Genomic DNA, 24,420 nt, shown 5'->3' with positions numbered 1-24,420 from the left:
GCCGATCAAGAATCGCGGCGGACCTGCGATACAGCGCCCAATAGTTTGGTTTTGGACGCCCTTTCCGGCGGGAAAAAGCGCGGGTTGTTGCTGTACAGAATGCCGTTGACCAAGCGCCGAACCGTCACGCCGTTTTCGGTGTGCGCCAAAGTTAGGCGGTTTTCCAGCGCAGCGGGATCACGCATGCCGGGATCGATCACCAGCAAATCCTCGGGCTCGATTTCCGGCCTCATGGAATCATCTTCGGCCCGCACGCCGAACAAGCGACGGTCGACGGCAAAACGCAAGATAACGCAACCGGTGACGGTTTGCGGATTGATCGCCGTATCGGCCCCCTCGTCCCACGCATGGTGGTTGACGATCGGCACGACCTGAAAATCCGCGGCGGAGACGGCCTCGGTATCGCCCGGGGAGACAATGTGAATCGTTTCCGCACCGACAGTGCCCCCGTTTCGGTAGCGCGGTTCCCAGCCGAGAAGCAACCAATTCGGCGTCACGCCGCAAGCGTCGCATATGCCGCGCAGGATGTTGTAGCCGGGCACGGCGCGACCTTCGAGATATCGTTGCATGGTGGTCGCCGACACACTGATTTGCCGCGCAAAGCGCGTGTAGACGCCACCGGCATGATCGTTTACTAAAGCCTGCATACGGTCGATGAATTCGCGGTCCATGGTTCGTCCTCCTATATTGCGATTCCTGTCTCGTTGCCGATCTCAGCGCGCGAGCGTCCTAGCTCACCGGGCGATCCAGCGTGCGGTACTGCACGGCCTCGGCGATGTGGGCGACTCGCACCGTTTCGCTTTGTTCGAGGTCCGCGATGGTCCGCGCCACTTTCAACACGCGAACCAACCCCCGGGCCGAGAGCCCGAGGCGATCGTGTAGGGTTTCCAGCAGCCGGTGCCCTTCCGCTTCGGGCTCGGCGTAACGCCACGTCATGCGGCTGGTCATGTCGGCGTTTGACAAAACGGGCGTGCCGGCGAAACGACGCCCGGCAAAACTTCGCGCCTGTGCGACGCGTTCGCGGACCGTCGCCGAGTTTTCACCGCCGCCCGCGCGCATCTCGCGATACGGCACCGCGGGCACGTCAACGTGCATGTCGATGCGGTCGAGCAGCGGGCCGCTGATCTTCTGCCGGTAGCGGCTGATGGCGTGGGGCGTGCAGGTGCAATGGCGGGTGATGTCACCGAGATAGCCGCAGGGGCATGGATTCATCGCCGCCACCAGGATGAAACGCGCCGGATATTTCGTGGTGACCGTCGCCCGGCTGATGGTGACGTGGCCGTCCTCGAGGGGCTGGCGCAACATTTCGAGTACCGAACGCTTGAATTCGGGCAGTTCATCGAGAAACAAAACTCCGTTGTGCGCCAGGCTCACCTGCCCCGGTCGCGGAATCGGCCCGCCGCCGATCAGGCCCGCGTCGCTGGCCCCGTGATGCGGGTTGCAAAAGGGTCTGGCGGCCAGCAACCCGGCGCCGTTCAACTTGCCGATGACGCTGTAGATTTTGCTGGTTTCCATCAGTTCGGGCATCGACAACGGCGGCATCAACGTGGGCAGACGGCGGGCAAGCATGGTTTTGCCGGAACCGGGCGGGCCGATGAGCAGTAGGTTGTGACCGCCGGCCGCGGTGATTTCCAGCGCGCGTTTCGCGTGATTCTGGCCGCACACATCGGCCAGGTCGACACCCTCGACCTGGGGCATCATCTGCATCACGGGGGTGCGCGGTGCAGGGTCCACGCTTACCTCGCCGCGCAGCCAGGCGACGACCTCGGTCATGTGCTTGAAACCGCGAACTTCCAGCCCTTCGACGGCCGCCGCCTCTTTGACGTTGGCCTCGGGCAACAGCAACCCCTCACAACCTTCGTCGTGCAAATGGGCCGCGATCACCAACGCGCCGCGTACGGGTTTGATCGAACCGTCGAGGCCCAGTTCGCCCAGTAGGCCGTGGGCGCGGGTGCGAAGCGCGGGGATGAGGCCGTAGGCTTGCATCAGGCTCACGGCAATGGGCAGATCCAGCGCCGCGCCCTCTTTGCGTAATTCAGCCGGCGCGAGGTTGACCGTCGTGCGGTTGCGCAAACAGGAAAAACCGCTGTTGGTGAGCGCCGAGCGCACGCGTTGCACGCTTTCGCGCACCACGCCGTCGGGCAAGCCGACGATCTGCAAATTCGGCAACCCCCGACCGGCGTGCACTTCCACTTCGATGGTGAACGCCTCGACGCCGACAGTCGCACCAGAGATTACTTTGCCCAACATTCCCCACCCCCCGCCCTCAACGACCCCGGGCTGCGTGTTTTTTCAGTTCGGCGAGCAGCGCCGCGCCATGCGCCTCGATTTTGGCGCTGCTCATGCCCCGAATGACGGCGAGTTGGTCGGTGTGTTGCGGGCGGTGGCGGATAATCTCTTCCAACTCGCGATTGGAGCAAATGTGATACGGCTTAACATCCATTTCCCGGGCGCGATCGAGCCGCCACCGGCGCAGCGATTCGAAAACTTCCATTTCCGCGGGTGATAATTCGGTCGGTTGATACGCCGTTTTTTTCGCGCCGCCGTTGTCCGCCCGCGGCGGTGGCTCGGCTTTGGCGGAAGTGTGCGCGGCCGGAGGCGGTTTCGCTTTCCCGTGCGGCCGGGCCGCCGACTCAGCCCGCGACTGATAGCTGATGACCAGGGCGACATAAGCCTGCCCGTTGACGGCGAAGAAGTGGTGGTTTTGATTCAGGATTTCGCATTCCCGCCCCAGTGTTTCGACCTCCGAATTGTCGAATTGCTGGTTTTGTGGATCAAAAGGCACGGCCAGCACTTTGACTTGCATGGCATCTCCTCTAGGTGGATTCGTCACCGGTAAATCGCAAGGGGTGTGCCAAGAGCCTGTTGTGAAGATATATTGTTGATATTATTACGTATTATCGTAATTCTCGATTAGGGTGCGAGGGTTTTGCCGTTCGATTTCCGGAATCCGAGTTCGATTTCCGGAAAACCAGCGTTCGCTCGATTCATAACTGTGGGAAGCGCCGTTGTTTTTTATCGGTCGTGCTGATTTTTCAGCGGCAGTTTGCGGCCAACCGGGGCCGAAATGCGGCATTTTAGCGCGAAAATACGTTTTTTTACGGAAAAACCCTACCGAAGCACGCGGTATACTTTTTGCAGTATTAATGGATTTGTATCATAGTTATTCACGCGTGGGCTTTTCATCCGAGTTGCGGCAACGTCCCGAACCTCGCCCGATGCTGGAGTTGAGTTGATGCCACACGGTCACGGTTTCCCGAAGAAGCTCTTCGTATTTCTCGTAACCACGGTTCTGATTTTAGCGCTCACGACCGCCTGCCCGCCCGACGATGATGACGACGACGTCTCTCCCGCCGATGACGATACCAGTATCGTTGACGACGATGATGATGACGACGATAACGACGACAACAATGACGACGACGATGACGACAACGATGACGATAATGACGACGACGATGACAATGATGACGACGATGACGATGATGACGACGACACCGTTGCGCATGTGACCTTGCAGGAGTATCTCGGCGGCGGTTTGGGCAGTTCGGGTGATATCGCACTCGGCCCGGATGGAACGGTATTCGTCCCGGTCGACGCCGCGCTGCTTTCGTGGCTGTACACGGTGGATGGGAAGACGATCAGCCGTGAACAGATCGGCGATCACGGCCACATCATCTCCGTTGAGACCGGCCCCGACGGCATGCCCCACGTACTGTTTCGATCCCATCCGGCCAACGAACTGCGCCACCTATGGAAAACCGATTCCGGATGGCAATCCGAGGCAACGCCCCTGGCCGACGCCGATGAAAGCCTCAAATTCGTCATCGACGGCGACGGCGCCCTCCACTTTTGCACGTCCGAAACCGGTGTCGAACTTAGGTACTTCACCAACGCCGGAGGAACTTGGACCTCCGAAGTCGTGCATGAATTCGAAACGCCTTTCGCGCCCGGTTCTCTTAATTGCCGCGTCGCAACGGCGAACGACGGCGCCGTGAGCATGGTTTTCAACGAACCCTGGTACGACGACGAATATCACGAACGATGTTGGTGGGCCACGGACGAAAGCGGTTCGTGGGCGAAAGCGACGATCGTCGAAGACGGCTCCTGGGGTCACTTGAAATATGACGCCGAAGGAAAGCTTCACACAAGCTACGTCGAGACTGAGGTCGGCCGATTCTACGGAGTACGAGACGGCGGGCCATGGACGTGGGAAGCGGTTCCGTTCGGCCAAGGCGAAACCAAGGGTCTTTGGTACCAGAACGGCACGCCGTACATTTTGACGTACCACTATTCTTTCGAAGGCGATCTTCGAATCATTACGAAGGAAGCCGGCGAATGGTTTGAGACCCCCTTGCGCCACGGCGTGTACGTATTCGGCGAGGCGGCGCTGGATTCCCAGGGTTCGTGGCATCTGTCGTTCGTCCAACCCATCGAGGACGTCGTTTATTACGCTTACGAGCAAGACAGTACGTGGACGGATCTGGAAGTGTTTGACGAACGAACGGCTCACGGGCCTTTGACTCAAGGCTTCGATCCGAGCGGTAACGTGCGGCTGGCCTTTGATATGTCTAATCTCGGTTGGAGGTTTCTCATACACGAAGGCGACCAATGGGTGCTTCACGGTTTCGGTTACTTCCCGGATCTGATTTCCGCGAGTTTCAAGACGAATTCGAGCGGCGTGACGCACATGGTCGGGTTGGACTCGTTTTTGGCCCGCGGCGTATATGCACGCGAAGACGTCGACACTTGGGACACGGAGTCTTTCGGGCTTTTCTGGCCAATGGGTTTTGACGTTTCGTCCGCGGAAGTGCCTGCCCTTTCAACCGTGATTGAGGGAAAGCTCTGGGTGACGGAGCGACAGGGCAATCCTTGGCGCCATCGCCTGGTACCGGAGCCTGACGACATTGACTACTACATGGCACCGCTGGTGATCGACAGCCAGGACGGTCTTGTTGTCTGTTATGCCATCGACCAAACGGAAGAGATTCGCTGCGCGCGGCGGGTCGGTTCGCAGTGGACGATCGACTCCGTCGACGCGGACGGAGCGCAAGGCGCTTATTGCACGATGGGCTTGGCGCTGGACTCCAACGAAAATCCGCACTTCGTATACAGTCGCGTCGAATCCAGTTCGCAAATCGATGCCTATTTGGCGGTGTTCGACAACGGCGCGTGGGAAACGAGCAAGATTTTCGACGGCGAGATCTCGGCGGCTTGGTTGCTGATCGACGAAGCCGATGCGCACCACCTCGTCTTTACGTGGCGGAACGGGCCGACGCAACTCGCCTACGGCACGGACGCTTGTGGCTCCTGGCAATTTACCGAATTGGACTACGGATCGGTTTCCGAAGCGGCACCGCCTATCTTTTTGCCGGATGGGACAATTCATATCGCGTATCGCGCGGGCTACGGGCTGTGGCGCGCGATTCTCGATCCGCCCAACTGTGGGAGAAACTAAAATGCGCTCGTTGTTTTTAGTTCTTTTTCTATGCTTCGTACTTGTCGCCGTGACGGCCTGCCCGCCCGACGACGACGATGACGACAACGACGTGTCGCCCGCGGACGACGACGATACGAGCACCGACGACGACGGGAGCCCGGCGCCTACCGACGATGACGATGACGATGATGATGACGATGATGATGACGATAACAATGACAATGACGACGATAACAATGACGACAACGACGATAACAATGACGATGACGACAATAACAATGACGACAACAATGACGATAATGACGACAATGACGACAATAACGACGACAACGACACCGTTGAGACGCTGGAGGAGCGTGTTTGGGGTGGCGAATTCGACCACGCCGAGGCGCTCACGCTGATTCCCCTGCCCTCGGGCGATTCATTGGTCGCCGTGACCTACGGCGAAGATGTTTTCCTCCACACGATTTCCGGCGATACCGTCACCGAGGAGATCGTCTATCGCCAGGCCCGCTGGCCTCAACTGGCGCGGGACGGCGCCGGCGTTTTGCACCTGTTGCTCTTCGACTACCAAAATCAGGTGTACCGGTATGGCACCAAGAACGGCGGTGACTGGAGTTTCGAAACCCTGTCGGCCATGACGAACCACTACGACCTGTCGCAGTTGGCCGTCGACAGCGCGGGCCACGCTCATATCGCATATTCGCTGACCAATCCGGACAGGTTATTTCACTTAAGCAACGAGACCGGGTCTTGGGTAAGCGAGCAACTGGATTTCGCGCTGCAATACATCGCCAGCCACCGTATCGCCATTGCCTCGGACGATACCGTGCACGTGTCCTACGTGGCCGCCCAAAACCGCGATTGCGAGGTCCGTCTGGCGACGCGGATGTCGGGCACGTGGTCGGTCGACGTTGTTTGGGATACCGGCGAATATGAAGATGCCAACTGCGCGTTGGCGCTGGGACCGGATGGATCGGTCCACCTGGCGCATTTCCACTCCTACGGAAAATTCGGCAACGGCTACTACTCGACCAACGCCTCGGGCACGTGGGAGCACGAACTCATCCATGACTCTCTCTACACGACAAACCGGCTAAGCATCGTCGTGGACGCCGGCGGCGTTCCGCACATCGTGTTTTACTACAGTTATTTCGGAAACTTAGCCTATGCCACCCGTTCCAATGGGTGGCAGCGTGTGCATTTGCATGAGGGCATCGACGACGGTTACGGCAGCGATATCGAGTTGACGGCGGACGGGAAAATCCAAGTGGCCGGGGTTTTCGATTTCAGTTCGCTGCGCGGTGAACCGCGGTATTTGGAAGTGATGGAAAAAGACGGCGATCAATGGCAACAACTGATGCTAAAGCGCCGGCCGCGGATCGCGTTGTCCTATTTGGCCGTTTCGCCCGCCGGCGAGATCGCCGTGGCGATGAATAGCGCCCAGTTCGACGTGGGCGGATACATCGCCTATCGCGACGGCGGCGCGTGGAGCCGGGAGTATCTGGGGGAGGAAGCCCGACCTTACGCCATCGAGTACGACCCGAGCGGCAACCTGCATCTGCTTTATCTAGAATATGCCTTGGGCGGTGAATTACGCTACGCCGTGGACACCGGCTCCGGGTGGGTAAGCGAAACGGTTCCGCAGCCTTGCGAGGCCACGCGGGGTCGCCCGCATATGAAGTTGGACGACAACGGTGATCCCCACCTTGCGTTCGTCTGCGCCGACGACAACGACCAAATTGTTCATGGAACTAGAATCGACGGCGAATGGACCTTCGAAACGGCCTACGAAACCGACTGGAACATTTACGACCTAGTTATCGATGTGCGGCAACCGGAGAAGGTGTACATCGCTTTCATCGCAGAAGCCGATGTTGAATCCGCCTTTCACTGCGCCGAGCGAGGCGAAGCATCATGGGCAGTGGAGCTTTTCGGAACTGCGTCATATGCTTCGGGCCGGGTCTACGTTGCCGTCGACGCCGCCGGCGCGGGTCACGTCGTCTACACCGAAAACTGCCATTGCTTTGTGTATGAGACCAACGTCACGGGTTCGTGGGTCCGCAATAAGATCTGGGAAGACGAGATTACGCCCGGAACGCGGCTGGCGATGACCTCCAATGCCGCGGGCCGCCTTTTCTTGTTCGGTAGCCTCGGTTTCGAGGAATCGATGTACGACCCGGTTTTTGCCACCAACCTTACCGGAGCGTGGACCGCGGCCAACGTGACGCACTGGTATTATTTTGAAGACGGCGGCTCGGTCGACATCGTGCGGGATGCAAGCGGGATGATGCACGTGATCTTTCCCAACGATTACGCGGTAACCTACAGTTCGTTCCCCGAGACCTTGGGCACCGGCCCTTAAGCGTAGTTAACTTATCAGCCTCATTGGGTGTCCGATTTCAAAGGTGGTTGCGTTCGTTCAACTTGCGGCCTCTTGCTGAACATGATAGAATGCGCCGAACTCGTGGGAGAGGCAATGCGCAAACATTTCGCTTGGCTTGCAGCACTAAAGTCCAAGACCTTCTGGGGCTTCGCGGGGCTATTTATCGCCCTGTTCATGATCTTCCTGTATCTAACCTTTCCCTTCGACGCGATTACCTCCTACGCAGTACAAAAAATCGAGAGCCAAGGGAATTTTCGGGTTGAGATCGAGGAAATGAGCCCCTTCCGGCTCACGGGCGTGTCGATCAAAGGTCTGCAAGTGCGCGACGCTGAAGATCGCCGCAAGGTTTTTCTCACGATGGATGAAATCCGGGTGCGGTTGCGCCCAACGCAATTGCTGCTTGGACGTCTGTGGGTCGATTTCGACATATATGCCTATGACGGCGGCGTGGCCGGTTCGTATTGCTTCCATCGCGGTATACACGACGTTGCGATGGATTTTGTCGACCTGAATTTGAGCAAGTACGGCACGAAAGAAGTAGCCCGCAAATTCGGCAGTTTCGACCTAGCCGGCGTGATCGGCGGCGCCGTGGCGGCGAGTCTTCATCCGAAGCAACGCCGCAATAACAGCGGCACGGTAAGTTTGAATTTCGACCGCTTGCGCGTCATGAATATTGATTTGGTCGGCAAGAAGTTCCCCGACCTCACCTTCGAACCCAGCCGGGCGAGCCTGACGTTGAAAAACCAGACTCTTCAAGTCAATGAATTCAACCTCAAGGGCAACCATATCGAACTTTTGCTGGATGGTAGTCTTCGCATTAATCAGAGCCAGCCGACCTCCAGCCGCGCCAACCTAACGGTGAAGTTCAAACCTTCCGAAGAGTTCGAGGATGCCCTGGGCGTCGTGGCGATGGCACTGGGCGAACCCAACGAGGAAGGCTTCTACACGAAGCGGGTTAATCAGCGCCTGGCTCTGAAGGGTACCGAATAAAACTCATCGCGCGATTTACCGAAACCCTCTCAACGTGGCTTTTCCATAACGTAATCCCGTGTTCCGACCGGGCGCAATCGCGTCACCCGGCCGCTTGTCCGGCGCGTTGGCTTCTGGCAGCCTAACGCCCATGCCGAAACGGACCGCGAGTATCGAAGCGTTGCGCGAACACCTGGTTCGGGAACTGGGCGTTCCGGTCGACATCACCGTCACGACGAATCGTCGAACGATGATCAGCTATCGCTGGGACAACGGCCGGCTGGCCTTGCGCCTGCACGTCATGTTTCTCGACGGCGGGCGGCGCATCTGGCGCACGGTCGCCTCGTTTTGCAAACGGCCGGCCAAAAGCAATCGCGCCACGCTCGATAAGTTTATCCGCGCCAATCAAGAGATCGTGGACGAGCCCGAGGCCTATCACACGCGAGTCATGCATTTCGATACCGAGGGCGAGCATCATGACCTGTTGGCGGTTTTCACGCGGGTCAACGAGAAGCACTTCAAGCGCCAATGTGACGCGAAAATCACGTGGGGGCGACAGGCGCCGCGCCGCCGCAATCGCCGCGGTATTCAGCTTGGATCGTATGATCCCCAAACCAATATCATCCGCGTTCACCGAACGCTGGATGCTCCTTGGGTCCCCCAATACGTGATCGAACATCTGGTGTATCACGAAATGCTGCACTGGCTGTTTCGGCCCCGCGACGGCGGGAATCGGCGCATCATCCACAGCAAGGCGTTCAAAGACGCGGAGGCGGCGCATCCCGGCTTCGAGCGTTGCCAAACATGGCTGCACAAGAACCTGAATCGCCTGTTGAGATTCTAGGCGCTTCACCGCTCCAGAAAAAACATCACGTGTACGTATGACATCAGGTTGATGAGGGCATGGGCCACGACAGCCGGCACGATGCTGCCGGTGAGCAAACGCACTCCCGCGAAGGCAAGGCCGGCTAAGAAAATGATCGGCATGTAGGTCAAGTCGTACTGGGTGTGGGCAAACGCCCAGATTGCGGCCGCGACAACCGCCGCGCCCCACGGACGCAGGCAGGTGCCGCCGAAGGCCGTGATGAAAAAGCCGCGAAAGTACACTTCCTCGAAGATCGGCGCCGCGATCAGGAAACCCAGCGACAACACGATGGGGTGGTTCGAGGCTTGAATAAGACGCGTGTATTCCGGAGGCAGCAACGGCAAACCGAGGGCGTAGCGCAGCACGTCGTGCAATAGAACGGCAACCACGGTCACGATGCAAAGGCCGACAACCACCTTCCACTTGACGGCCACGACGCCCAACACTTCGACGACGCCGCCCCGCCGCCATCGCCGCGCCGCCCAGCAAACGGCAAGCATGCCCAAAACGAAGGCCAATAAAGGAGAGGCTTCCCAGGTGATGACGTCGGTGAAGTCGGTCGCTGCGGAAATATCCGCGAGCCCAGGTACGGCAACGAGTCCCAGGAACCAAGCGCCGAAGGCGAAACCGGACCACAACGCGGCGCGCAGAAAAAGTCGCCCGGTTCCTCTCTTTTCGACCGGCGGCGAGGTGTCCGACATGGCACCCTTCCCTTTCACATATCCAAGAGACCGGCCACGATAAGCAATGCAATGATCGTCGAAGCCAGGTTCCAGAAGGCGTGCAGCGCGATCGCCACGTAAAGCGAACCGCTCAGCCAACGGGCGAAACCGAAGACAACACCCATCCCGAACATGCCCAACACCGTGTACCACTGGTATTGGAATGCGTGCAGGCCGGACCACACCGCCGCGCTCACCACGATCACCGCCAAACGCTGCGCGGGCGTGCGATCAAAGGCGGCGTACAGGAAACCGCGAAACAATGACTCCTCGGCGATCGGCGACGCAATGACGACAACCGGAATAATTAGGGGAAGAACCCAGGTGTGGCGCACAATATCCATGACGAAGTCTTCCGAGGGCAAATCGAAGACCGTCCAAACGACCTGCATCAGCAAGCCGTAAGCGAACAGGATCAAGAGCCACCGGGCGTACACACCAACGCGCACGCGCACCGCGCCCAAGTAATCCCGCAGCGTCGGCCCACCGCGCAATTGCACCAGCGCCACGACAATGCCGAAGAGTATCACCATGGAAAAGAACATCGCCACGACCGTCGTCAGCAAACCGAGGGGCGAGTTAAGCATCTCCGTCGTGAAATCGACCGCCGAGAGGCTTTCGCCGCTAGCTGTGTCGCCGACTCCCGCCATGATGGCCGGGATCGCTAACAGCGATTGTACGCTGAACATGATGAAAATCGCGCCGAGGGTCAGGCCCACCGACGCCCACGGGCCGAAGGGGCCTTTGCCGCACGTTTTTGCTGCGTCGAGGGCGGTGTTTTCCGTGGTCATGCTTTTGTGAAACCTTCTGCGTTTCGTTCGCTGGATTTGTTGCGTTTCTAACACAAAAGACATCGGCATGCCGCAGCGAATTGTGGGAAGGGAGTTGTGCTGCTACGATGCGACCAATGAAACGGTTGCTTCTATTAGCGCTGGTGGTGGTGGCCGCCGGCGCATTCGGCTGGTGGTACGTATCGGGCAACCACACGCCCCGCGCGAGCGCCAAGCCAACGCCTCCCGGACCCACTCTTGCCGCCGCCGACGTGGGCTACCCGACCGACCCCAAACGCCTCGCGCAATGGATCGACGAAACCGTGCACGAGCTGATTTACAAAAAAGAAAAAGCGGCCCGGCGGTGGTCGCCGTTGCTGGCAGGTTATTGCGAACAGGGTTGCGAAGATTGTTGCGGACTCCAGGCTTATGCGCTGCAGATCTTAGGTCAATGGGAAGAGGCGTCCGCTTACTACAAACGTCATGCCTCGGCCGCGTGTCTCTTCGCCGAGGCGCGGGAATTCAGCCACCACCGAAACGAACCGGAGATTGCGCTGCCTCTATACGAACGCGCCTGCCACCTGGGCCTGCTGATCGCCTGCAGCAACGCGGGCGTGATCCTGGCTCTGGGCAACGGCGTTCCGAAAAACCCCGACCGCGCTGCTTGTCTGTACCTGGAGGCGTGCGAAGGGGGCGAGCCGATCGCCTGCGCGAATCTGGCGATGCTTCATGAATCCGGTGCCGGTCCGCTCACTGACGATCGCAAGATCAACGTTCTGTATCAGCGGGCTTGTGAGGCCGGCTACACCCGCGGCTGCAATCGTCTCGGGTTGCGGCTGCGCGACGCACTCCCACAGGTCGCAGCCAATTTCTTCTATCGCTCGTGTGAACAGGGTGATATGCGCGGGTGCTTATTGTTGGCCGATACGATCGCATTCGATCGGCCGAACGAGGCGCGTCAACTCTACGAACGGGCCTGCCGCGGCGGATACGAACCCGCCTGCCGTTAATCCTCGATATGGAAAACCGCGTACACGCCGAAGTGGTCGGATGCGTAGTGTCCCTCGAAAAGTTCTTCGCCGAATAGGCCGGCCTCGACTACCCGGTATGACTCGCCGAAACCGCGATGGAACACGTAATCGATTCGCTTACTGCCCGTCACCACCAGTGGATTGAGCACGCGCATGACGTCCGGCTCGAAGATGTGAACCGGGACGAAATCATGGAAGTAGTGCGTGTTGAGATTGCGGCGGTGATCCCAGGTGATCAACAGCGAAGCGGGATCTTCATCAGCGGTGACGGAGGCAAATTGCTGCTCGTTTTTGAGCCACATCAACTCCGGGCTGTCGGGCGACGCGTTGAAGTCGCCGGCGAACAAAACAGGGCCGCGATCCATGCCGATGCGCGAGGCAAAGGCAAGCGCTTTCTCCAACTCCCCGCGCCGTCGCACTGAGGCTTGCGCAAACTTGGAGAGAATTTCCTGCCGGCGAGCACTATCGATAACGCCCGCGGCTTCCAACTCGTCGAGCCCTTCCTGGATCTCCCGGTCTGCCTCGGGGCCGTGGTGCGCGTGCAGCCCCATGAGCAAGACGCGGCGCTGGTTGACGGTTACCGCCGCGGCGACCGCGTCGCGGAACTCGCTGAACTGCAGCGAGCTGTGCCACGCCGCCCAACCGAATTTTCCCGACAGCTTCGTCCCGCCCAGCGCCTGCAAATGGAGATCGGGCTTGGCGAGGATGGCCTGGCCGCTGCGGAAATTGAACGGTGGCCCGAACGCGCCGATTTTTACGCCCGCGTTATCGACGATGAAGGTGTGGTCATACCCGAGATCGGCGGCAAGTCGGCGGCTCAGGCCCGGCGCCGGGTTCACTTCCTGCAGAAAGATGATGTCGGGATTCAACGCGCGTACGTGGTGGTAGAAACCCCGCATGCGGCGATCGCGATCGGCAGTCGTTTCCTGCTCCTCGAACATGATGAGTCCGGTCGGGTTGAGTCCGTGCCACATGTTGTACGTCACGACGGTCAAGCGATCTCGCACGATGGATTCCTCCCTTTCCGGAGAGCAGGCGCAAGTGCATAGAATGGGAATGGCCCACACTGCGAGCCACCAGAACACACGGAGGGGTCGACAACGGCTTCGCATCGGTTTGAAAGTAATCATCGCCCGCGGCTAGTTGCGTTTACGACGGCGTTTCATCGCGAATCGGAGCCCCCGCCAACCAATCGACGTATTCATGAAACTGCGCTTCGGTTTCGGTGAGAAAGCGAAGGAACTTGAGTCCGAAACCGGGTTTCAAGCCCCGGTCGTACGCCTCGCTGACATCGACGGTGTGTTGTACTTCGCCTTCGATGCCGACGGTGATATTGAGGTTGGGGAGCACGAGCCGCACTTGGACAATCGAGCCGCAGGCCGGTGAGTTGGCGGTCATCACGTACATGCCGCTGCGGCTGATATTGAGCGTCTGCAATTCGGTTCCGTTGTCGATGGTGACGATGAACACCTTGTCGAAACGCGGCTCGGCGCGCAGTTCGACGTGCTGCTCGGACAGATCGGAAAAATAGTTCGGATAGCGTGGGTCCGATTCGACGAAGTGCACGCCCATCTCGCAGTCATCGACGAAGGAAAATTGCAGCGAGAAACGCCGGCTCCAACGAACTTCGCCGACCATCTTCATGGGGCCGCGATCGGTCTCGAGTCGCATGTTCAACCGCGTTTTGGGTGTCACGAGATTCGCGCAGGAAATCGCCGCGCCGTAGAGCGAAATGTTTTTGACGTGACCGATCAAATCCGGTTCGCTTTCCCCAAAAAAAACGGACAAACGGAAGTTGATGCGGGGCTCACTTCGCTGGACAGCCTGCGGCATGCCGTACCTCATTGTTCGACGGTGTGGGTCGCGTCGATTATGCCAGCGATGCGACCAAGGATAAAGCCTTCTCGGTTGCCGCTACAGCGCGAAGCTCGTGACGACGCGACGGGCTGCATAACCCACGGTATGCGTAAAGCCGATTTCTCTTGCCAAGTGCTCGGCATCGGCGCGTTGCAGACCGACTTCCTCCGGCGCGTGGGCGTCGCTGCTGATGACCAGCGGCACGTCCCGGACGCGGCACGCGCGGAGCAAATCCGGATGCGGATACATCTCGCCGACCGGTTTCCGCAAACCGGCGGTGTTCAATTCAACGGCCATCTCCCGCGCCGCCAGCGCTTCGGCGATTCGCTCGTACCACGGGGAAATATCGCCCCGCGGCCGGTGGCCGAACTTTTTGACCAGATCGGCATGGCCCAGTATGTCGAACAGGCCGGACTGCACGGCGCGCCGCACGGCTTCGAAGTAGGATTCATACACTTCGTCGACATCCCTGCCGTCCCATTTGTGCAACTCGCGTGGGTCGTCGATGCCCCAGTCGCCGAGGAAATGCACCGAACCGATGACGTAATCGAATTTATGGCGGCTCAAAAACCCGGCAACGGCATCTTGTCGATCGGGAGGGAAATCCGCCTCGATGCCAAGCCGCACGATGATACGGTCCGCGTATTTGTCGCGCACGCGGGCCACTTCCGCCAGGTACGTGTCCATGTCGCCCAGGCCCATGGTCAACGAGGGATCGCGCTCGCCCCACACGTCCATGGGGAGGTGCTCGGAAAAACCGATTTCGTCCAGACCCACGCGAATCGCGTGCTCGACGTAGGCATCGATTTTCCCGCGGGCGTGGCCGCATAAAGAGGAGTGCACGTGGTAGTCGGCGCCGGGCATCAGTGTAAACCCCCGACGATTCCGCGGGTCACGGCGGGCGATTCCGTTGGCTCGACGATTTGGTTCTGAAACGGCATGGACTCCCCTTCCCTCATGCTGCCAAAGGGGTACCACTTGCCGGATCGTCCGTAAACAGCCGCTGGTTTTTCTCCCGTCACCACACCGCGACGGGCGCTTCGTCGGCGCCGATATCCCAACCCTCGCCGACGGGCCGCGCCTCGCCGTCGATATCAACGTACAACGGGTCGCCGTCGTACCATGCGGTCGGATCGACGCCCGCATCGATGAGGGCGCTGGTGGCCGTCAAATGGAAGTCGAGCATCCCGGCAAACGCGGACGCTTCCGAAATGTTGTCGTGGGCTTCCAGGCAACCCGGCCAATCGCAGGCATTGACGCCGCGCACGGTAATCAACGGGATATCGGTGCCGACCGAGCCGAGCACGCATGTCCAGCCGAGGCATTGCAGGTTGTTGCCGATGATGACGATCCGCCCGGCGCTCGACGCTTGGGTGGCGAACACCGAGGCGAAAATCCCCGGCGCAATATGCAAGGCGTTGCCGATCATCGTCGCGTCGCCTTCGAGTTGTACCGCGAAAGCATACAGGGCGAGGCCGGGATGAATCGTGTTGTGCAGCATGAGCGGCGGCGGCGCTGTGGCGTACGTGTGGATGCCGGCAGCGATCGTCACGGGGCTACCGCCCGCGGCGCCGGATGTGATGATGTTATTGACCAGCGTCACCTCACCGTCGACGATGTCCACGCCGTCGGTAAACGCCGCGTAGAGGCCCTGGGCGTAACCGGCGCCGATAACGTTGCGTTGAATCAACACTTCGCTGTTCACGGCCTCGACGCCGATGCCGCACGAAAGCCCGCTTTCGCTTGTATCGACGGCCCGCCCGCCGTAAATCGAATTGCCTTCGACGTTGACCTGTCCGTTGTGGCTGGCGATGGACAAACCGAACGACTTGGCAAACTCGCCGCTGGAATTGCCGCCCTTGATACGGTTGCGCAGAATGTGGAAATCTCCTTCCCCATTTATGGACACGCCGTTGGCGTAACCATCGACCGCGGCGTCGTGGCCGGTCACGGTGTTGTGCGAGAAGGTGATTTTGCCGCCATCAAGGAACACGGTCTGCGCGGCTCCGGAGGCGGGACCGGTCGCCGAAATCGAGAAGCCATCCACGACCGTTTCCGTCTCGATACCTCCCCACACATACAGACTGACGCCGAACAACCCGACGATTGTCGTTTCGTTGGCGGCAATATTTCGCCTCCAGTTGTGGGGGTTGTAGCCGCCGTACATCGATACGGTGGTTTCGAGGCTTGCCTGGTACTCGCCTGCGGCGACGCGCACGGGCACATCGGCTGCCTCGGCGACCGACAGGGCCGCCTCGATCGTCCGCATTGGTAGATCGGGCGTGCCGGGATTGGCGTCGTCGCCCTCGGTACTTACGTAAATGCCCTCAGGCAAGGGGGGTGAAGTGTCGTTGTTGTCATTGTTATCGTTATCGTCATTGTCGTCGTCATCGTCGTCGTTGGTAGTGTCGTCATCGGGAAGGAAGGTGTCGTCATCGGATGTGTCGTCGTCCATGTCGTCGTCACCGGCATTCGGGCTGGCATCATCATTGTTGTCGCTGTCGGCGCACGCTGGAATAATCAGAAATAGGGCCAAAATCACGGCCGCTAGAAAACGAGTGCGCATTAGCAACTCCTTTCAAAATGGGAAAAAGCTAGGATGACGATAGCACGTCGCCTCCGGAAAACAAATTCAAAGCGAGTCGCATGTCGATGCGGCCGTTTGCGGCGAGTCAGTCGGTCATATGGAAGGTAATGTTTCCATTCACGTGTGACGTATTGAACGTGTAACCCGAACAATTCGCTTCGCCGAACAAGAAAGTCACGTTTGGGTCGTCGGTGAGATTGCGGTCAAATGCGAGCAAATCGTCCAAGTCGTCCGTGTAGTACCCACCGTTGGCGCCGCCGGTGTTTTCGTAATGCAGTTCTTCCGCGATTCGTGCGTTTCGACCGACCGACTCCGCGCTCGGATTTCCCTGGGCGGAACTAATCAGGGTATGTCGCGCCGGACGTTCTATCCATTCGTAGCCACCGACAAGTTGGCCCGTGAAATCGTGCTCCCCCAGATCGTGGACTAGGCCGCCGAATCCTTCATCCAGCCGCCACCAGGCAATGGTGCGGTCCGACCACATAACACCAATTCCGTGGCCCAAGTGCACTTCGTCGACCGCGCCGTGGAAAGGAATGCCCTGGCCGTCCGACGACCGACCGAGCCAGAGCGGCGTGTCATCCATCGTCAACCGGGTGTCTCGGTCTTCGGTTGCTTCCAACACGCCGTCCACGCGCATGATCGTCGTATCATCGCCCCATAATTCACCGGCCATCGCCGCGTGCCATTCGCCGACTTCGATTTCCCACTCCGACGTCAATTCCACGATTTCGCCCGAATTCGCATCCGCCATGGCGAACACCAGGTAGTAGGTTTCGCCCCACCACTGATCGTCGCGCACGACGCGGTACTCCCAGCCGGCCGGCGAGTCCGCGGCGTCGGTTCCGAGATTCAAACAGCCGGCGATCCCCGTTGAGTCGCCGTTTTCCGGCAGACCGCCGTCGAACCGGAAATAAAGAGAAACGAGGAAGTCATCCACTTGGACCACGGAACCTTGGGGAATTTCCGCAGCGCCGGTTTGCCCGTCAAAGACAACCGCCGGCTTGGGCTCACACCAATCCACACAGGAAGTTAGGTCATAGGGCTCCCAGTTGTATTGTCCGCCGCCGCCGGCACACGGATACGACCAAAGGCAATCATCGAAACACGCATAACGATCATCCTGGAGCCAATCACAGGTCTCGATCACGTCCAATTCCGGCACGTATTGAGGCTGCAAAAACTGGTACTCGAAGCGAACGTCGCAGGCATACAACTCGTGGGCGATGTGGCCGCAGCCGCCGCCCGGATCGACCGGATGTAGGCACGCCTCGAAACAATCGGCGCTGCAATTCATTTCGAAAATGCAATCGCTCCAGCAACTCCAGAAAGGTGAAGCGTGCTCGTTCTTAGCGGCGAATATCGCTTCGGAAATTTCGCACCAGGTGGTCAATTCTTCGACGTTTTGCGGCCGGCCTTCGAGATCCACCAGCGTTCGACCGCAGGTCTCGATTGATTCAAAAGCGGTGGCGCGGCAGAAAACCGCCAGACACGCCTCGTTTTCCTCATCGCACCATTCGGCGGCGGCCGCGCAGGGGTCGCCGCCGCGGTCGCAAACGTCGAAGTCGTCGTTGCAGAACTCGGCCCCGTTGCAGAAAACGCCGTCGTCGGGGCAGCTTGGCACGCTCACTTGCAGGCATGCGTGATTGCTCTCGTCGCATAACTCGGCGCCATTGCACCACAGGCCGTCGTCGGAACAGGGGTTGCCCGCATGATCACCGCACGTTCCGCTCGCGCAGAGGTCGGCGCCGTTACAAAAGTTGCCGTCGTCGCACGGCGCGCCGTCGGCCGGGGTCCAAGCGTCGGGACTCGTTGTCGAATCGCAAATCAAGCAAGATTCGTATGGATTGGGTTCACCCTCCCCGTAACAATTCCCTTCGATTAGACAGGGACATGGCGGTGTGGAATCGTCGTTGTCGTTGTTGTCATCGTTGTCGTTATTGTCATCATCATCGTCGACCGGGCGATTTCCATCGTCACCGGACGAATCACCCTCGCAGCCGCAGGCGACGAGAAACACCAGCGACGCCAATATCAGGAACAACCAGCCACGTGCATTCACATCTCTTCTCCTTAAGTCGAGTTTTTCTCTGCGGAAGACACATCAATGGCGTGACCTGCACAATATCACATCGCGCAAACGTTACAAATTGGTGGCGTTTTGGTTTCGGCTAGTGCCTGAACGAGCGCTGGCCGGTAAAGACCATCGTTGCGCCGTTTTCGTTGCAGGCTTGAATCGATTGGTAGTCCTTGATCGAGCCGCCCGGCTGAATGACCGCCTTCACGCCCTCCCCCAGGCCGACGTCGATGCCGTCGCGGAAGGGGAAGAAGGCGTCGGAAACCATGACGCTGCCCGGCAGGCCGCCGCGCTGCTGCGTGACTTCCGCCTCGATGGCCGCCGCGGCGTCGGGATCCTTTTCCGCCAGCAGATCAAGCGACTGCTCGTGGCGTTCAAAAGCGTACCGTTCGCTCAGCTTGCGGTAAGCCTTGTCGCGGGCGATACGCGCCACGCCGACACGGTCTTGCTCGCCGGTGCCGATGCCGACGGTGACGCCGTCCTTGACGTAAATCACCGAGTTGGACGTCACGCCCGCCTCGACGATCCAGCCGAAAAGCATGTCTTTGATTTCGGCCTCGGTCGGCTCACGCTCGACACGATGCGTCTCGCCCTTGTAGGTCGTCTCGGCGATTTGCAGCGCGTCCCGGCCAAGCACCGGCAGGTAGGAAAGCTGGGCGATGATGCCGCCGTCGACGAGGGATTTTAGGTCGAGGAAGCGCTCGGCGGCGTAACTCTGCAGGCGTTCGATGTTGGCAATTTTCATGATGCGCAGGTTCTTGCGCCCGGCCAGAATATCGACGGCGCCTTCTTCGAATTCCGGCGCGATCACGACTTCGGCGTAGCGCTCGGAAATCGCGGTGGCAGTGTCGATGTCGACGGGGCGGTTGAGTGCGATGCAACCGCCGAAGGCGGCAACATGGTCGGCCAGATCGGCTTTGAGGTACGCCTCGACAAGGGACTCCGCCTGAGCCACGCCCGACGGATTGTTGTGCTTCATGATCGCCGCGGCGGGCTTTTCGGTGAGGAAGCGCAAGATATTCAGCGCATTGTCGGCATCGGTGAGGTTGATCTTGCCGGGGTGCTTACCGAATTTGACCATGTCCGCCCCGGTCACCAAGCCCGCGCCGGGCCGAATCAATTCGACCTCGCCGATGGCAAGATTACCGCCCACCAGCTTGTAGAGCGCGGCTTCCTGTCCCGGATTCTCGCCGTAACGCAGGCCCTTTTCTTCCTCATCGATGGTCCACGTCACCTTTTCATAACTGAGTGTCGTGCGCTCGCCGCCGGCATCGATAAACGAAATTTCCATGCGCGGCGCGAAGTGATCGCCGACGATGGTGCGATACATCTTCTTCAAGTCGGCCATGTCGCGTTCCTCTCAGTCTTGCTCGTGGAGCGTGTAGACGGCCGGGACAACCGACGGGTCGTGGGCCGCCAGGTATTCGGAAATCGCCGTATCGTAGGCCGCGGTGTGGGCAAAGGCCCGGCGGGCGTAGTCATAACGTTGTTGCAGATTGAGCTTGCCTTCCTGCGTGCGCAACTGCTCCAACAAAACTCCATAGTCGCCGGGGTTCACGACCGAAGTGACGCGCAGGAAATTCTTGGCGGAGGCGCGCACCATGCAGGGGCCGCCGATATCGATGTTGGCCCGCGCCATCTCGATCGTCGCGTCGTCGCGAGCCACGGTCCGGCTGAAGGGGTAGAGGTTGACGATCACCATGTCGATCGGCACGGCGCTGGTCCGCTCGCGGTCAGCGCGGTGGTATTCGTTGTAGGTTTCGGTAAGTAAGCCGAGGTAGATTTTGAAATCCAGCGTCTTGACCAAACCGCCCTGGGTTTCGGGCTGACCGGTATAGTCCGACACCTGAGTCAAGTGCGTCGCGGCCAGGTCGCCGAGAATCTCGGCCAGCCGCGCGTACGTGCCGCCGGTGGAGTAGAAATGGATATCCGGACAGGTTTCCATCATCCGGGACACCAGCATACCGAGGCCGGATTTGTCCGACACGCTCACCAGCACGCGCTTGATTGCCACCAGGTCGTCCACGTCCGTTACGAAATTGACCGCCACCGTCGCCTCCCCCGCGGCTCAGCCGCCGTATAGTTTCTGCAACTCTTCGTTTTTGATCGTAAACGAGTGCTCCGCCGTGGGAAACTCGCCTTTTTTGACCTCTTGCACGTAGGTCGAGACCGCGTCGCGAATCGTCGGCGCAAGCTGTGCGTAGTGCTTCAGGAATTTGGGCGTGAAGCCCTCGTTGATACCAAGCATATCATGCAGCACCAGCACCTGCCCGCTGCAATCGGGGCCCGCGCCGATACCGATGGTCGGGATGTCGATGGACTCGGTAATCAGCTTGGCGAGCCGGTCGGGCACGAGTTCCAGCACGAGCATCCACGCGCCCGCTTCGGCGATGGCCTTGGCGTCGTTGAGGATGATTTCCGCCTGCTCCGCCGTGCGTCCCTGGACGCGGTAGCCGCCGATCATGCCCGCCGTTTGCGGCGTCAAACCCAGGTGTCCGACGACGGGCACCCCGGCCTGCACCATTTTGCGGATGCGCGGGACCATCACGCCGCCGCCTTCGAGCTTGACCGCGTCGCAGCCGCCCTCTTTGAGAAAGCGCGTGCCGTTGCGAATGGCCTGTTCGTCGGATTCGTTGTAGCTGCCAAAAGGCATATCGCCGATGAGCATGGCGTGCTTAAGGCCGCGCCGCACGGCTTTGACCAGGACGAGCAGTTCGTCCATCGTCACCGGCACCGTGCTGTCGTAGCCCAGTACAACGTTGGCGGCGCTATCGCCCACGAGCACGGTTTCGACGCCCCCTTCGTCCACGAGTTTCGCGGTCGGGAAGTCGTAGGCGGTGATCATGGTGATTTTCTCGCCGTCTTGATAGCATTTCTTCAGTGTAAACAAATCGAATTTCTTGCGTGACATCTCGACTCCTTCACGTCGAAAAGGTTATCGGATGAATGTTGTCACGGCGTTTTCCCCGGCGATTTGACCGTGCCGTCCCGACTGGCGGGTACGTCCGGTCCGCTGGAAGAAAACACGGCCGCAGAGTGCGCCGTATTGTATGGCAAGAAGGGCGGCAGTCAAGGCGACCACCGCCCGGCATAATCGTCTTCGTCGCCCGGCCGGTCTTGCCTGCCGAGCGATCCCATCGGCTCGTGCCGCGCTAGAAGCAGTTGTACGCGCAATCGGCGAACGCGTCGCAGTCTTCGTCTTCGGCATAGGTGTCCAGACAAGCCGTTTCACAACTGCCGATGCCGCCCTCGTCGTTGCAGCCCTCGACACATTCCGCTTCGGACAACGTGTAGCCGTCAACGGCCAGAACCGCGCCGCAGTCGTCATAAATTACGCTGCACGCATCGGCGCACGTATAGCCGCCACCGCCGCCGTCGTCGTCGTCATCGTCATCGCCGCACGCGGCGAACATGCTCAGGGCCAAAACGAGCGAAACACAAAGCAGCAAGGTGTACTTCCACATACCCATCTCTTCCCTCTTCTAAAAAGTGAATTCAATGAAGCTTTCGGCCAAGCGGGCCGCCTTCTTGAGCGGTTCTACCACATTCGGCCTTTGTCTTGCGACCAATATCGGACACGTTCGAGGAATGTGGTGGCGCGCTCGATCGTTTTTTTACTCTATATGAAATGCTCGAGCGACGCGAAGATTTTCGGCTACGGTCGTTGCGGTCGTCACGCCCTCGAAATGAAAGGCGTATACGTATTTTTTCAATCGGCCATGACGCTGACTTGCGTCGATAAGGCAAGGACAGCATAATCCTTATCGTTCGACGAGACACCACGTATGTTTTGCCTATCATCGTCGTTTCCGCGCAGCCGGGAATCCAGAATTAAAGTCTCTTTCGACGAAGTTTTTTATGTGCGCTTTGGGCCGAGTGGGAGTAATCCGCCCGGGAGTTCTGGTTGGAGATGGACGCTTCGGTCGAAACTCTGGACGACGAAACATAAAAATGATTAGCCATTTAGATGAATAGTTCTTGACAAATGAGGGCTAGATGGATATTCTTTACAGCACACGGGACGTGGAGAAAATCTGCGCTGATAAGAGAGGCGCCAAAAAGAAGCTCGGCGGTCCCGGTTTCAAGAAGTTGCGCGCCCGTTTGGCAGATATTAGAGCAGCCCATAATGTTACAGAATTGATCGCCGGTCGGCCACACGCCTTAAAAGGCGATAGAGTGGGCCAGTTTTCGATGAATCTTCACGGAGGGCATCGGCTCGTATTCGAACCGGCTCATGAACCGATCCCAGAAAAAGACGACGGCGGCATCGACTGGAATCGCGTCACGGCAGTTTGTATCATTTTTATAGGTGACTACCATGACTAACCATGAACAATTCAATCCCGATTGGATTTCTCCACCCGGAGATACGATTGATGAGTTGCTCGAAGAGCTAGGGTGGAGGCAAACTGATCTTGCAAAGCGAATGGACGTTACCGCCCCTTTTGTGAACGATCTAGTGAAAGGCCGCGTGCCGATTTCGACCCAGATTGCCGAACGTCTTTCGAGGGTTCTGGGATCAACTCCCAATTTTTGGTTGGTTCGCGACGCTCAATACCAAGCTGGGCTGGCGCGAAAAGATGCGATTGAGGCTGCAAGAAAAGACGCCGGGTGGCTAAAGGAATTGCCGCTGCCGTGGATGCGAAAGTTGGGACTGATCCGCAATATCCGCGAAAAAGGCGAACAGGTGCTGGATTCTCTGAGATTTTTTTGTGTCGCGTCCGTAGACGCTTGGCGTGAACAATATCAAACACCCGTTGCCGCATTTCGGGCGTCTGATAAATTTCAAAAGAACGTGGGCGCAGTGGCGGCTTGGCTTCGGGAAGGTGAACGCAGGGCAAACAATATCCCCTGCGAACCGTTCAATAAACAAGCGTTTAGGGATGCCCTGCGTGAACTACGCGCCCTGACAAACGAGTCAGATCCCGACGTTTTCATTGTTCGAATGACCGAGGTATGCGCAGCATGCGGCGTGGCGGTTGTGTTCTTGGAAACGCCCCCGGGATGCCCGGCAAGCGGGGCAACACGATGGTTGGCGCCTGCAAAAGCCATGCTCTTGCTCAGTTTGCGCTACAACTCGAACGATCACGTTTGGTTCACCTTTTTCCACGAAGCCGCCCACCTGCTGCTACACGGCAAAAAACTATTATTTATCGAGGGCTTGGGTGGCCTGGATAACGAATCTGAAAGACAAGCAGACGTTTACGCAAGTAATATCCTGATAAAACCTGCCGATGCAAACCGTCTACACGGGTTGGCCGCAAGACAATTCCGATCGAAAGACGATGTGCGCAGTTTCGCAACGGGAATTGGTATCGCGCCGGGGATCGTTGTCGGTCGAATGCAGAAAGAAGGCTGGCTTGATTGGAGCTTTATGAATAATCTAAAAGTTTATTATGAGTGGTCTTCCGCCAAATCTGTCACGTAGTGAGTAGCGCATAGTAGCAGCGACCTTTCTGGAACCGGTTTGCGATGTGGAAAGATGGTCTTAGGCTGCTAAAAGCATTAGTCCTCGGTGTTAACTCTTTTCCCCTACAAATAACCGGTCTCGGCGCCCGTCCCGCCTTTTCAGTTGTTTTGCGGCACTAGGGCCGGGACCTGAATGCCGCGGCGGCCGTAGAAGGGGACGCGGTCGGCGATTACGGGGTGCGAATTCGCTTTTCACCAGCGTTTGCCGGTCGCGACGCGCGGGCGGCGTTTACTTTCATTTAGCGCG

At 58.9% G+C, this 24,420-nt stretch carries 19 protein-coding genes and 1 pseudogene; 7 read left to right on the top strand and 13 right to left on the bottom strand.

Going from position 1 to position 24,420, the window contains the following annotated elements:
- Nucleotides 1-5 precede the first annotated feature (5 nt).
- Genes P9L99_09770 through P9L99_09760 form a run of 3 tightly spaced genes read right to left on the bottom strand, consistent with a single transcriptional unit; the run spans nt 6 to nt 2,806 of the window.
- A complete protein-coding gene (locus P9L99_09770; GenBank protein ID MDP8223635.1) occupies nt 6-671 on the bottom strand; it encodes a LexA family transcriptional regulator in 666 nt (221 codons plus the stop codon).
- 58 nt (nt 672-729) lie between these two features.
- Nucleotides 730-2,250: a YifB family Mg chelatase-like AAA ATPase gene (locus P9L99_09765; protein ID MDP8223634.1), complete on the bottom strand. Its 1,521-nt coding sequence runs from the start codon at nt 2,248-2,250 to the stop codon at nt 730-732.
- A 16-nt stretch (nt 2,251-2,266) separates the two neighbouring features.
- Complete coding sequence (locus tag P9L99_09760; GenBank protein MDP8223633.1) at nt 2,267-2,806, bottom strand: HRDC domain-containing protein; 540 nt, start codon at nt 2,804-2,806, stop codon at nt 2,267-2,269.
- 429 nt (nt 2,807-3,235) lie between these two features.
- Here P9L99_09760 and P9L99_09755 point away from each other — a divergent pair, with 429 nt between their 5' ends.
- The 4 genes from P9L99_09755 (at nt 3,236) to P9L99_09740 (ending at nt 9,639) form a co-directional block, all read left to right on the top strand.
- Nucleotides 3,236-5,458, top strand: a complete 2,223-nt coding sequence (locus P9L99_09755; protein MDP8223632.1) for a hypothetical protein — start codon at nt 3,236-3,238, stop codon at nt 5,456-5,458.
- Nucleotide 5,459: 1 nt separating this feature from the next.
- Entirely contained in the window at nt 5,460-7,805 is a 2,346-nt protein-coding gene (locus tag P9L99_09750) for a hypothetical protein (protein MDP8223631.1), read from the top strand.
- A gap of 114 nt (nt 7,806-7,919) precedes the next feature.
- Nucleotides 7,920-8,816 carry a type II secretion system protein GspN gene (gene gspN, locus P9L99_09745; GenBank protein MDP8223630.1) on the top strand — a complete coding sequence of 299 codons (897 nt, stop codon included), beginning with the start codon at nt 7,920-7,922 and terminating at the stop codon, nt 8,814-8,816.
- Nucleotides 8,817-8,946: 130 nt separating this feature from the next.
- Nucleotides 8,947-9,639 carry a hypothetical protein gene (locus P9L99_09740; protein MDP8223629.1) on the top strand — a complete coding sequence of 231 codons (693 nt, stop codon included), beginning with the start codon at nt 8,947-8,949 and terminating at the stop codon, nt 9,637-9,639.
- Nucleotides 9,640-9,644: 5 nt separating this feature from the next.
- On the opposite strand, the gene P9L99_09735 is transcribed toward P9L99_09740, so the two are convergent.
- Both P9L99_09735 and P9L99_09730 read right to left on the bottom strand, forming a co-directional pair.
- Nucleotides 9,645-10,361, bottom strand: a complete 717-nt coding sequence (locus tag P9L99_09735; GenBank protein MDP8223628.1) for a CPBP family intramembrane metalloprotease — start codon at nt 10,359-10,361, stop codon at nt 9,645-9,647.
- Between the two features lie 14 nt (nt 10,362-10,375).
- Nucleotides 10,376-11,173 carry a CPBP family intramembrane metalloprotease gene (locus tag P9L99_09730; protein MDP8223627.1) on the bottom strand — a complete coding sequence of 266 codons (798 nt, stop codon included), beginning with the start codon at nt 11,171-11,173 and terminating at the stop codon, nt 10,376-10,378.
- Between the two features lie 116 nt (nt 11,174-11,289).
- Between P9L99_09730 and P9L99_09725 the strand changes: the two genes are divergently transcribed.
- Nucleotides 11,290-12,162, top strand: a complete 873-nt coding sequence (locus P9L99_09725) for a tetratricopeptide repeat protein (protein ID MDP8223626.1) — start codon at nt 11,290-11,292, stop codon at nt 12,160-12,162.
- Here the strand turns inward: P9L99_09725 and P9L99_09720 are convergent.
- The 8 genes and pseudogenes from P9L99_09720 to P9L99_09685 form a co-directional block, all read right to left on the bottom strand.
- Nucleotides 12,159-13,190 (bottom strand): endonuclease/exonuclease/phosphatase family protein, encoded by a 1,032-nt coding sequence (locus P9L99_09720; protein MDP8223625.1) that lies wholly within the window; start codon nt 13,188-13,190, stop codon nt 12,159-12,161. The two genes, P9L99_09725 and P9L99_09720, sit on opposite strands and share 4 nt — an antisense overlap.
- 142 nt (nt 13,191-13,332) lie before the next feature.
- On the bottom strand, nt 13,333-14,016 hold the full coding sequence (locus P9L99_09715) for a PilZ domain-containing protein (protein MDP8223624.1): 684 nt from the start codon (nt 14,014-14,016) through the stop codon (nt 13,333-13,335).
- Between the two features lie 81 nt (nt 14,017-14,097).
- Complete coding sequence (locus P9L99_09710) at nt 14,098-14,904, bottom strand: histidinol-phosphatase HisJ family protein (GenBank protein MDP8223623.1); 807 nt, start codon at nt 14,902-14,904, stop codon at nt 14,098-14,100.
- Nucleotides 14,905-15,058: 154 nt separating this feature from the next.
- Entirely contained in the window at nt 15,059-16,606 is a 1,548-nt protein-coding gene (locus P9L99_09705; GenBank protein ID MDP8223622.1) for a right-handed parallel beta-helix repeat-containing protein, read from the bottom strand.
- A gap of 106 nt (nt 16,607-16,712) precedes the next feature.
- On the bottom strand, nt 16,713-18,689 hold the full coding sequence (locus P9L99_09700; GenBank protein ID MDP8223621.1) for a LamG-like jellyroll fold domain-containing protein: 1,977 nt from the start codon (nt 18,687-18,689) through the stop codon (nt 16,713-16,715).
- 109 nt (nt 18,690-18,798) lie between these two features.
- Nucleotides 18,799-20,649: pseudogene (locus P9L99_09695) on the bottom strand (hypothetical protein).
- A gap of 123 nt (nt 20,650-20,772) precedes the next feature.
- Nucleotides 20,773-21,615, bottom strand: coding sequence for a 3-methyl-2-oxobutanoate hydroxymethyltransferase (panB, locus tag P9L99_09690; GenBank protein ID MDP8223620.1), 843 nt, complete (start codon nt 21,613-21,615; stop codon nt 20,773-20,775).
- 241 nt (nt 21,616-21,856) lie between these two features.
- On the bottom strand, nt 21,857-22,174 hold the full coding sequence (locus P9L99_09685; protein MDP8223619.1) for a hypothetical protein: 318 nt from the start codon (nt 22,172-22,174) through the stop codon (nt 21,857-21,859).
- A 526-nt stretch (nt 22,175-22,700) separates the two neighbouring features.
- Here P9L99_09685 and P9L99_09680 point away from each other — a divergent pair.
- Nucleotides 22,701-23,030: a hypothetical protein gene (locus tag P9L99_09680; protein MDP8223618.1), complete on the top strand. Its 330-nt coding sequence runs from the start codon at nt 22,701-22,703 to the stop codon at nt 23,028-23,030.
- Nucleotides 23,023-24,132 (top strand): HigA family addiction module antitoxin, encoded by a 1,110-nt coding sequence (locus P9L99_09675; protein MDP8223617.1) that lies wholly within the window; start codon nt 23,023-23,025, stop codon nt 24,130-24,132. The genes P9L99_09680 and P9L99_09675 overlap by 8 nt, the downstream gene beginning before the upstream one ends.
- Nucleotides 24,133-24,420 lie beyond the last annotated feature (288 nt).

This window comes from Candidatus Lernaella stagnicola (assembly GCA_030765525.1).
Taxonomy (GTDB): domain Bacteria; phylum Lernaellota; class Lernaellaia; order Lernaellales; family Lernaellaceae; genus Lernaella; species Lernaella stagnicola.
This window is presented reverse-complemented; position numbering and strand designations above follow the sequence as displayed.